This window comes from Candidatus Thermoplasmatota archaeon, from assembly GCA_022848865.1.
In the GTDB taxonomy this organism is placed as follows: domain Archaea; phylum Thermoplasmatota; class Thermoplasmata; order RBG-16-68-12; family JAGMCJ01; genus JAGMCJ01.
This window is the reverse complement of the sequence record JAJISE010000002.1, coordinates 39,003-50,647: the sequence shown is the minus strand read 5'-3', so window position 1 is coordinate 50,647 and position 11,645 is coordinate 39,003. Positions and strand designations below refer to the sequence as shown.

The 11,645-nt window shown below is 55.9% G+C and carries 5 protein-coding genes; 1 reads left to right on the top strand and 4 read right to left on the bottom strand.

Going from position 1 to position 11,645, the window contains the following annotated elements:
• The 3 genes from LN415_00855 to LN415_00845 form a co-directional block, all read right to left on the bottom strand.
• The coding region (locus tag LN415_00855; protein ID MCJ2555648.1) for a hypothetical protein at positions 1 to 5,721 on the bottom strand (5,721 nt) is incomplete at its 3' end.
• 150 nt (positions 5,722 to 5,871) lie between these two features.
• Entirely contained in the window at positions 5,872 to 7,053 is a 1,182-nt protein-coding gene (locus LN415_00850) for a zinc ribbon domain-containing protein (GenBank protein MCJ2555647.1), read from the bottom strand.
• A gap of 72 nt (positions 7,054 to 7,125) precedes the next feature.
• Entirely contained in the window at positions 7,126 to 7,839 is a 714-nt protein-coding gene (locus LN415_00845) for a signal transduction protein (protein MCJ2555646.1), read from the bottom strand.
• 279 nt (positions 7,840 to 8,118) lie between these two features.
• On the opposite strand from LN415_00845, the gene LN415_00840 reads away from it, so the two are divergent.
• Entirely contained in the window at positions 8,119 to 9,471 is a 1,353-nt protein-coding gene (locus tag LN415_00840; GenBank protein MCJ2555645.1) for a zinc ribbon domain-containing protein, read from the top strand.
• Here the strand turns inward: LN415_00840 and LN415_00835 are convergent.
• Positions 9,468 to 11,543 carry a DUF835 domain-containing protein gene (locus tag LN415_00835; protein ID MCJ2555644.1) on the bottom strand — a complete coding sequence of 692 codons (2,076 nt, stop codon included), beginning with the start codon at positions 11,541 to 11,543 and terminating at the stop codon, positions 9,468 to 9,470. The genes LN415_00840 and LN415_00835 overlap by 4 nt on opposite strands.
• Positions 11,544 to 11,645: the final 102 nt, after the last annotated feature.

The following is an 11,645-nucleotide window of genomic DNA, read 5'->3' as shown; positions in this document are numbered from 1 at the left end:
GAAGAGGGTACCGCACTTGTGGCACACCTTGGCCGTGACGGAGTTGAGCGTTCCACAGGACGGGCACGCGCGTGAGCCCATCTTCCTCATCTCCTCTTCTTCCTTGAGCCATCCCTCGAAGGTCACGAACGTTGGTTGCGTCTTCCACCACGACTGGAACTCCCCCTCGCTGAGGGTTCGTCCAAGAGCCTTGTCGGCCTCAGCGCGGAACTTCGCAACGACCTCATCGTACTGCATCCTCATCTTCTCGCGGTACTCCTCCATCTCGAGCTCTCCGGTCGCGAACTCCACGCCGCACTCGGGACAGACCTTGACACCGAGGGGAATCCAAGCTCCGCAGCTGCTGCACTTCGCCAGGTCCTTCTCGAACTCCACGCCGCACTTCGGACACTTCTCGCTTGACTCTGGGATGAAGGCTCCGCAGTTCCCGCATTCGACAAGCTTGCCGAGTCCGACGTACTTGAGATAGACGGTGATGGCAACGATGATGACGACTATGATTATGATGATGATGAGCCAGAGCCAGATCGGAATCCCAAGGAACGTCTGGTCAAACGGCCCGACTACCTCCTCGACCCTTATCGTCACTGTGGCATCTGTGATGGAGGCAATGTCGGTCGAGGCTTCGAGAGTGAATGTGCCCGAAATGTCGTCAGGGATCTGGAAATTGGTGATGAAGAATTGGCCACTGGAATCGGTTGTTGTGTCCACCGTAGCCGTGGTACCAAGGAGCTCGATATGAACTGTTATGCCAGGTATCGGATCGTGTGCATTCGTCTGGACACGACCTCTGATGAGTATCGTCTTGCCGGGCTCGTATTCCGTGTTGTCTGGCGGCTGGCTTATCGTTATGAAGCCTTCGGGCGGAACAACCTGCAGGGATATCGTGACGTTGTTGTTCGAGTCGTCAGCCTCATTGACCAGGAATGCCGGATCAACTGCCACAATGAGGTCGTAGGTCCCTGTGTCGGGCAGACCGTTGGGGACGGAGAGCTCGAAGTCGCTGTACGTGTCGCCTCCGATGTACAGATCGGACAGGCTTGCGATCAAGTTCGAGGTGCTTTCGATGTATGCTTCAATGGCGAACGACGAGACAGAGCTCTCACCGAGGTTGTAGACCCTGACGGTGAATGAGAATCCCTTGGCCTGTGTCACGTTCGGTGGGGATCCAAGACCCAGGATGCTCGTCGAGTCCGCCATGAGATCTGGCTCGGAAAGGACAGACTTCGTGATCGATGCATCGTTGTTGTTCCAGTTGTAGTCCGTGTTCTCGATGGTGAGGTTGTCCGTGTAGGCGATTACCGTTATCTCATGAGGTCCTGACGACATAGCGGTCCATTCAACCGTGGCAAGGGCAGATCCACTGGATTGGATGGTGGGAATCGTGTCGTTGCCGATCGATGTCCCGTCATCAAGGAACTCCACTCTGACGTTCGTCGCTACAGCCGAGCCGATGTTGCGAACCTTCGCCTGAAGGGTTACGGATGAGAAGACTGGAACCTGTGTCGGGATCGAGATGATGTCCTCCACCGGGACTTCGAGGTCTGGCCAGCGGAACATTGAGACCACTTCCATCTCGATGTTGTTCAGCTCGTTGACCTCGTTGATATTACCAAGCATGTCTATGAAGACGGAGACCTTGTTTCCGGCAACGGCCATCCCGGGTTCGCCTGGATTCCATGTGACCACTGCGCTTGTCGTCCCGTTCGCCGGGATGTCGATGATGGCAACACCGATGAAGTAGGCCGCGTACGTCAACGGTTCGTTCTGCATGATGCCGTCCTCGTCGGGATCGATGTCAGTGGCGAAGAAGTACACCTCGACATTCCTCGTCGTAATCTTGCCGTCATTGTGAACAGCGGCTGAGACATTCAGAGCCAGATTGTACGGCTGGTCGTTCGAAATGCCGTTGCCGCCGATGAAGCTGATTCCCTCATGCCAGAACTCGGGAGTGAGAGCCGAGAACACAAGCCGGATGAGGGTGTTCGACTTGACGCTGTCAGATTCGTCCTTGTCTGGATAGTAGTCCCTATCCTCAACTGGAAGGTACTTCGACCCGTTTGCCATGTATGTCCAATTCTCATAGTGGTCCACCTCGAACCTCTCTTGGGAGAGCGCGCGGTACAAGTAGCTGCCCTCTAGAAGGGACACGTTTTGCACGGGATTGCCCAAATCGTCGATGGCCAGGCTCCAGTTGAGCGTTTTCGGGTCGAGATGCCAAAGCGTGAGGTTTGAAGTCGGCAGCAATGCACCCGTACCGTCAACAAGCTCGACCGTGAGCCAGTAATAGACCGAGACCTTGGCGTTTCCGACGATCATGTTGGTCCACCAGTCCTCGCCCACATCGATGTAGGTCTCCACATCCGTTAGCCATATCCATTGGTCCCCGCCAAAGACAAGCTGCTTGTCCAGACCAGGATCGGCGAAGGACACGTTCCTGATGTCGAAGTCGAGCGTGCCAACATCACCGTCGTCCGTGTTCAGGGAAAGCGTGCCAACGGTCCAGAAGATCGTGTCCCATATGTATGACGTATTCTGAGTGTAGATGAACACGACATCCCCGGTGAGGTCCACGTTCTTGAGCGAGACATCGAATCCGGTTGCCCTGATGTCCCCATCGAGCATCGTGTCCTTGAGATCTATCCTCCCGTTCCCTCGCGTGAAGAGGGCTCCCTTTCCATGGATCTGCGAGTCCAGGAGCACCTGCGAGTCCTGCTCGGTTATCAGCTCTCCGTTGTCCAGCACGCAGACGTTCAGAGGCCAGTTGTTATCGAAGTTGGTCTTCAGGTCACTGTTGATGAGGGTCAAGCTGCCTCCGTTCTGGATCTTCACGTAATGCCTGCCAACGCCTGGTCCAGACTGGGTCACCGTGAGTTCTGAGTTAATGAACACGATGTTGCCCGTAATCACGAGATTGTCCCTCGGTGAGACGTCCACGGAGTCCATTGTCTCATCATTCGTCCACCAAGTCTGTGTTCCCGTATAGACTATGTACTGAGCGATCACCGTGTTGTCGTCGTCGTTGCTCTCCCTTATCGCGTCGGTCGGGTCGACCACGACCGTGATTTCCCCGAAACCGGGACTCCCGGCTGGTGTGGACAACGGGCTGGTTGCTAGGACCGTGGCCCCAGGTGCCAGAATCGACGTGGACGTCCATGTTCCCACGGAAACGCCATCGATCCAGAAGGACACTTCAAAGATGCCCGCGTCGGCCTGACCTGCGTTGGAGATCCAAGCGTCAGCCCGGATGTTCTGGCCCTCCGATGGACAGGGATCGTCCGGAGACACGTAGTCCGAGATTATGACGAGATTCGCGACAGGAATGACCTGGATGTCCCAGGTCGCTTCGTTGTTGTCCTCACTGATCTCCTGCACCGTGTCCGTCGGATCGACGACGACGCGAATTGTGTAATCGCCCACAGCAATGGGCGTCCACTCGATATCCAGGTCGACGGTTCCGTTTATGGGTATGTTTTCTGAATAGGTGATCAGGGCAAAGCTGTTCTGATTCTCAAAGAACTCAATAAAGAAACTGTTCGTAACGGGCGCGTTGCCATCTTCATTGACGATTGTAGCCGTAATCGTCATCGGGTTACCGGGATAGCCCTGACCTAGCGCAGATATGTAGACGACTAGATCGGGAAGGAGAGGCTCTACGGTTATGGGCAGTGTCTTCCTGTTGTTGCCCTCAACCAACTCCTGGATAATTCCGCCAGTGTCGATAGGCGGATCGACATCAACGATGACGAGATGAGTGCCAATTGTGGCATTGATCCATACAGATGAGCAGTCGGCTGATTCGCCCTCAACCAGCAATGGAATTACGCAGGAGGGTAGGACGGTCGACCCCACCGTGAAGTCTACCTGAATATCAATGGCTGGCCAATTACCCACGTTGGCGACTGTCGCATAGATGGTCACATTGTCACGGACGTGGATAATGGGCGGATCGGTCCAAACCAGCGTGGGCGTAAGGTCCGGCTCGGGAAGCACGAGGCCGATGAGATATATGTCCAACACGTAAGTATTATCGGACTCGGTCAGCGCTGGGTACGGGTTGAAAGCCATGGTTGCGAAGCCTGTGTGCGTAAGATAAGTGGCAGTCGCGTTGTAGTTGCCGATGAACTCGGTGTTCGGGAATGTGGGCTGCTGCAAGGTGCTGTTCATCCACTCAGAGAGCAAGGGAATCCAGGCCCTTCCGTCCGGCCCGGTTGTCTTGTAGTTCCCCACGGTCTTCCCGAGGTATGCGAGTATGTCTGGGCTCGGATCATTGGCCCAGCCATTCCTCGGGTACTCCGGAAGAAGTAATGGATCAGCGAGGAATGATATGTCAACAGTCGCGTTCTCGACGGGTGCTCCGTTCTCATCCCGTACGGTCGGAACGAGCCATCGGTGGATGTAGAAGATCGCCTGGGAATCTATGACGAAGTAGTCCACGTCGATCCAGATTCTCTCGAAGTAGACGTTTGCCGCCACGGAGGCATCATTGTAGAATGCCATGTCGAGATCCCGCAGCTTGTTGAATGTGTCCATGCCTGCGCCGTAGATGTCGAAGGATTCCGTGAACTCAATATTAATCCCGTTGGTATTGACAGGAGTGATTGTAGTATCATGCAGCGTCGGTTCTCCCTCCAGACCCCACTGGACAGGGCGTGTCCCATCATGTCCAGGATCCGTGGAGTATGTCACCCAGAGCGTTGCACCGGTCATCACGTAGGGCAGGTCAAGGTCGAACCCGTCCACGTACATCGTCTCCAAGGGCGCAACGGCGTACCTGATATTGTCATCGACTTGCAGGAACGTCTCATCCTGTCCTGGTGGCGTAGTGTCCTTCGTCGGATGAATCGAGTCTGGCAAGGCCGTGCCACTTCCGAGGATTATGTTACCGTAGGGCTGAAGACATGACGATCTCTGTGAGTTCAGAGTTGGGTTCTGGCTCTGGTCGATCGTCATATTGTAGATGTACACAATGGATGTGTCATCAGCCAGGATGACGTTGTGCAACCTGCTGATACCGGAGAAATCGACGCCCACATACGAATTCACTATCGTCATCTCTGTGCTCCCCTTGAGCGTGATGTTGTACCTGAAATCGGAGCCTGAGGAGACCAATTCCTCGAATATCTTCTCGATCCTCGAGTCGTACAGCTCGACCGTGGAGCTCGTGAAGGTCATCACAGGGGCATCGTCAAACTCGTCCGTGTTCCCAACGTACGTGCTCAGCTCCTGCGTGGAGAATCCTGTTATCACGGAATCGCGCATCGTGATTGAGGAGCCCGCGTAGGCGTTCAGCGTTCCCGGGAACTTCAGCTGGGAACCTGTCTCCATCACGAGGTTTCCGTAAACGTGCATGTTGAGCTTGGGGTAGCTGCTCAACTGGTCCAGCCAGGTCGAGACGGTGCTGTTTATCAAGCGAAGGGTCCCACCAGGTGCCTGGATTGTGAGATGATGCACATGTGTGATGTCCTGCAGGAACACTATACCGCCGTTCTTAACGGTCAGCGTGGCCCCGGCGGAGATCGTGACGTTGCCGTCAACCCGGTAGATAGCATCCTGCCACGCTTCGCTGCCGGTGATGGTCACGTCTCCGTTGATGTCTATTATCACAAGACCCTCGACCTCACGCTGGTCGAGAATCACCATCATGCTTCCAAGAATCATGGTCCCTACGATTAGGAAGCTCACGAATCTCATCATGAGCCTCGAGAAGTTCTTTCTCATGCTTATTCCTCCATTAAGTATCGATGCTGGATACCTATCAAACAATGCGTAACCAGTATGGTTCTAAACGCTTTTTGACAATAAGGTGCTTGGCATATATATATGTTGTCCACCCAATTTCAGTCCACGTAATCTGTTCTGAAAATCTGGCTATTTCCTCTTCAGGATCTTGCGGATGGGTTTCTTCTTGGAGGACCCTTCCTCGAGCTTGTGACCGCAGGCGTAGCACATCACGGCGTCTGAGCTGATCATGGTCCCGCAGGCGGGGCAGGAAATCTCCTCTTCCTCGCTGGCCGCTTCTTCTTCCTCTGCGGGGGCCTCCTCTTCGGCGGGAGCCTCCTTGTCGCCTTCCTCGAGCTTGTGACCGCAGGCGTAGCACATCACGGCGTCTGAGCTGATCATGGTCCCGCAGGCGGGGCAGGGAACCTCGCCAGCCTCTCCTTCGGCGGGTTCTTCCTCGGCGGGAGCCTCCTCCTCAGGGGGCGCCTCTTCTGCAGGGGCTTCTTCGGGCGCTTTCTCTTCGGCTGGAGCCTCTTCGCCCTCCTCGGCGGGAACCTCCTCAGCGGGCATCTCTTCAGCGGGTTCTTCCTCTGCTGTGATTTCCTCGGCGGGGGGCTCCTCGGCCTCTTCGGCGGGAGCCTCCTCGGGGGCCTCCTCGTCCGTGACCTCGGCCTCGACCATCTCCCTGACCTCCACTTCCTTGCCCAGGATCGCTTTCTCCTTCTCCATCAGCTTCTTTCCGTCCTCGATGAGCTTCTGCTTCAGCTCGCGGACCTCTTCTTCCTCAGAGCTGACCTGCTTCTCCCTCCCCAGGAGGTCGTTCGCCTTCTGGATGTTGGAATCGAGAACATCTCTCAGCTCCTTCTCCATCTTCAGGAGGGCTTCTTCCCTCGCGAACACCTCATCTCTCTTCGAGGATATCTCGTTCTCCTTTCCAGTGAGGCCCTCCTCCTTGCGAAGGACGTCCTCCTCGCGTGCAACGAGCTGCTCCTGCCTGGAAGATACATCGGATTCCCGGCTGGCGAGCTCCGTCTCCTTCTGGGAGAACTCCGCGCCGAGCTTCTCGACTCTCTCCTTCTCCGCACTCAGCTCATTCCTCTCGGCCTCAATGCTCTCCTTCTCGGAGTCGAGGGTCTGTTTCGCAGATTCCATCTCGTCCTTCTGCGTCTGCACCCGTGCCTCTAGCTCACCTAGCTCCGCTTCTTTCTTCCGGATCGTCTCTTCCTTGTCCTTGAGTGCCTGCTCGACCTTCTTAATGGTGTCGAATATGGATTCACTGCCAAGGGCCGAATCGGAAGCGGCCTCTTCCTCTGGAGCCTCATCTTCTGCCAATTATATCGCCTCACACAGATAAATAATCCCGCTTAAACCGAATACATCTCTTGCGGTAATAATCTTTTGTATCTAATCACCCCCGCTATCGAAGATCGGGCCCAGGATAGATATCCCATCTTCCCCGACCTGGACGGCGTGACGTTCCATGCTGTGCTGCGCGGCCCTCATCTTCTCGACCTGGAGGTAGCGGACGAGCTTTCCCCTCATCCTGTCCAGTCCCAGCATGATGATCCCATCGACCAGAAACCCCTCGTTTCCGAGGAGCTGGGACTCCGCTCCGAGAGACCTCTCCATGATGACGAACGAGATGAGGTCGTTGTCCCTGATCATCTTGAAGAAGTAGAACATCTTCTTTCTCATGTCGCTCACGTCCTCCATGAGCGAGTATAGAGCTCCGAGGGAGTCGAGCGCGAAGACCTTGAACTTCTTCCCGTGGACCTTCTTGAAGTGCGTGATCATCTTCTCTATGAACTGCAGGTAGTCGGTCGCCTCGCTCTCATCGACGACCTGGTCGATCTCGCGCAGGTCCGTGAAATCCGATATCTGAAGGTTCAGGGATATCTCGACGCCGAGGCTCTCCATGTTCTTCAGGTGGCTCGAGACGCTCTCTTCGAGCGTCGTATACAGGCCAAACTCGCCCGAGTTCGAGAGATAACTCGACATCATTGCGTAGCAGAAACTGGTCTTCATGGATCCTGGGGGGCCGGTAACGAGTACCACTTTGGGCGCTTCAATGTCCGTCTTGAAAACCTTGTCCAGCCCCTCTATCGAGTTCTTGAACATTATCCATCTCCCGGACGGCTGTCGTTCAGATATCATTGTATGATTTAACTCTATCGTTTCGGTTATCATGTCTTGGCACGGCCTGACCCACATCGATAACTATTTAACTCACATGCAATATTAGTTCAAACCCGCAGTCCTTATCCGAGGTGAACTTCTTTGGCAGGTGGGGAGAAGAATACTTGTCCAGTATGTGATGCAACAATAGACCCCGCCGCCAAGATTTGCCCTTCTTGCCACACCGATTTGACACTTTTCGACTTCGATTCGGAGCCGGGTTTGGACATAGACAAGATCACGATTAACGACGAGAAATCGATAGATCAAATCCTCGCGAACATCGTTGGAGAGGATAAGGGCGAAGAGGGCGACATCCTGGAAGACATCAAGAGCCTGGGGAAGAACGATACAGCCGTCGTCGAGGAGGGAGAGGACGTCGAGTTCGAGTGTCCCGTTTGCGGCGCTTCAGTTGCCTCCGACGCAACGTCCTGCCCTGAATGCGACGCGGAGTTCGCCGGGGAAGAAGAGGCTGAATTCGAGTGTCCCGTCTGTCAGGCGATAGTTGCCAGTGATGCCTCGTCCTGTCCGAGTTGTGGGGTTGAGTTCGAATCAGAGGAAGAGGCTCCCGCCGAGGAGGCTCCGCCCGCTGAGGAAGGGGCTGATGAGTTCGAAGAAGGAGAGGCGATACTGGTTCCAGAAGAGCCCGCCGAGGAAGTGGAAGAAGAGGCTGTGGAGCTGCCAGAGCCCGAGTTCCCTCAGGAGCTGGACATCGAGCCTCCGGTGCCACATATCACGGTCCTGGAAAGGGTGCGGGTGAAGAGAGACGCCCGCATGGCCGAGGAGGTCGAGGAGGAGGAGGACATACGAACCCTCTACAAGACCCTCCCGAAGCTCGTGAACGAGGTCAAGCCGATGCTCATATCCGCCAAGAAGCTTGGCGTCGACATAGCCGAGAGCAGGAAGCTGATCAGCGAGGCGATCGCCGCTGGGAAGAGGAGAGATGTAAGGAAGGCCGTTGGGCTCGTGAGGCAGAGCAAGAGCGGCCTTGAGGACGCTTTCATGCAGCAGATTGCTGAGAGCCTCGAGGCATTCCGTGAGGACGTGACCGCCGCGAGAGGGCTGGGCGCAGATGTCGAGAGAACCGAGGAACTGATAGAGAGCGCGATACTGTCCCTAGAGAACGAGGACTTCGAGGGTTCCATAAAGGACTTGCAGGCCGCGAAGAAGAAGTTCGAGACCGTCGGCGCGGGCTTGACCACGGCGAAGGACGCTCTCGAGGAGGCGAAGCTGCTGATTGCCGACGCTTCGCAGCTTGGAATCGACGTGTCAGTGGCAGAGCACTTGCACAAGGAGGGTTCGGCGGCCCTTCAGAGAAAGGAGTGGGACGTCGCCTCCCTGTTCGCGAAGCAGAGCAAGGAGAAGCTGATTGAGAGATTGCCCGCCAAGCTCGTGGAGGAGGTCAAGAGGGCCCGGGACATTCTGCTGGAGCTAAAGGTCAGAGGAGGGGACCTCAAGAGACCCATCCAGATACTGAAGAAGGCGAGCATGACCCTGAAGGAAGAGAAATACGTAGACTCCCTCCGGCTCCTCAAGGTCTTCAGAAAAGAGATAAGAGATATGAGAAGGGGTTAGCGGAATATCCTGACTTCCATCTCCCTCTCGAGGATCTTCAGTTCCTGCTCCCTCAGCGTTTTCGGACTTACGGACAGCAAGAAGACAGCGCTACTCTCGGAGACCTCGTCTATGAGCCTCCTCAGGAAGCGCAGCACGGCGTCGAAGTTGTTGTTGCTTATGAGATACTCCAGACCGTCGAGCACCACGACGCCCTTCTCGGCGTTCTTGACGAAGTTCTCTACCATGTACATTATCCGCTCCAACGTGGGCGGAATCGTTTCCTCGGTCGCGCTGTCCCTATCGGTCAGCCAGATGATCCGTGCATCGCCCAGATCGAACAGGTCCCTCATCCGCTTCGGGTTCGTTCGCGTGACCAGGAACGCGGTGGTTCCTTCCTCCATCGCTTCCCGGGACAGCCTGAAGACGTTCGCGGGTCTGTCCTCCTCGATGAGATAGCTCCTGCCCCCGACAAGCTCCCTCTCCATTTCCTCAACGATCTCTCCCTCTCTCAACGCCACTCTTGTGGCTACGTCGGACAGTACATCCTTCGCCATTTCCAGCGTGACCGGGACTTCGGTCAGCGAAGAATACGCGACGACGCGGTTCAGCAGGCCCTCCAGCTCGCGGATGTTGTCGGTCGGAGCGTTCGCCATGAAGTCCAGGACGTCCTCACCGATGACCACTTCCGCCTCCTCCGCCTTCTTCGCCAGAATCGCGACTCTCGTCTCGACCTCTGGGATCTGGATGTCCGCGACAAGGCCCGATTCGAACCTGGACACTAGGCGGTCCTCGAGCTCGGGGATGTCCTTCGGCGGTCGGTCGCTCGTTAGCGCGATCTCCTTATTCTCGTTGTAGAGGGCGTTGAAAGTGTGGAAGAGCTCCTCCTGCACCTCGTCGTTCCCAGAGAGGAACTGGGCATCGTCGAGAAGCATCACATCCAGGTTCCTGTACTTGTTCCTGAAGGCTGAGAGGTCGCCCCTTCTCTTGGCGTCGTTGTACTCGTTGATGAACGTCTCCAGCGTGAAGTAGAGGACCCTGGTCTCTGGCGACCCTTCCATGATATAGTTCCCTATCGCGTTGAGCAGGTGCGTCTTTCCAAGACCGGGCCCGCTGCAGATGAAAAGAGGATTGTAGGCCTTGTACGGCGTCTTCGCAACGGCGAGACATGCCGCCTGCGCGAACCTGTTGCTTGGACCGACGACGAACCTGTCGAACGTGAACTGGCCGATCAGGTTGGTCTTCTCGTCCCGCTCGTGCTTGCTCTCGGCCTCCTCCTTTCTGAGGGGGGGCACGTCTGGTAGTTCGGCCCCGTCATCCGCCTTCTCCACGATCATGTCAGCGACAGCGGAGGCCCTGGCTTCCGTTTCCTTGTCTCCGATGACCTTCTCCTCGGCGGTCAGCCAGCTCTCCATATCCTTCTTTTCCTCTATCTTCTCTCTAAGCCGCTCGATATCTGCCTCTATCGCGAGGTTCATCTCTGGTTTCCTGAACTTCGACCTGATCGCCTGGACCTCGTCCTCGAACCCGCTCGTCTCCATAGAATCCAGGATCTCCTCCAGTATCTTCAGCTTCTTGACATCCTCATCGAAAGTTCGGAACATCCCCCTGGCCTTCTCCGTGTCACCCTTGAGGGCCTTCGCCAGTTCGGTCACATCGTAACCTCTGTTCTTCCACAACTTGAGCTTCCTGCTGAGGACCTTCTCCGCCTTGTCAACTATCCTGATCTTCTCCGCCCTCTTCAGCTTGGCTATGCTGGCCTTCGCACCGAATCGGCGGATGATCTCGCCCACCTCGACCCTTGCATGCAGCTCGATCTTGCACTTCCTGTCGTAGGAGTCCTCCCAGATCTTCTTGAGGCTCATTCGCCCCAGCTCGGGGCCTCCCTCACCGGCGTAGACGGAGATGGCGGGGGTGCCCTCTTTGACGACCACGTACCCTATGGAAGGCTCGTTATCCCGAAGGTAGATCGTCTTCACATACCCGCTGAAGGCATATTTCTTCAGGTCGAGAAGTATCTTCTTGAGGGCATCCGTCCCGCCGTTGAGCATCTTGATTATCTTGCCTTCGGGAATCTCATAATCAGGAGTCAATGACGAGCCTCGGTGCATATATCGACCCGCAGTATAATATTTTTCTTGTCCTCGTTCGCCAATCTGGTAAGGAGCCAGAATATCGAGTCCGCTGCACCGCAA

What these genes read in the sequence shown, in the direction of transcription:
- LN415_00845 (MCJ2555646.1), bottom strand. Translation starts at nt 7,839, where the DNA reads ATGTTCAAGAACTCGATAGAGGGGCTGGACAAGGTTTTCAAGACGGAC.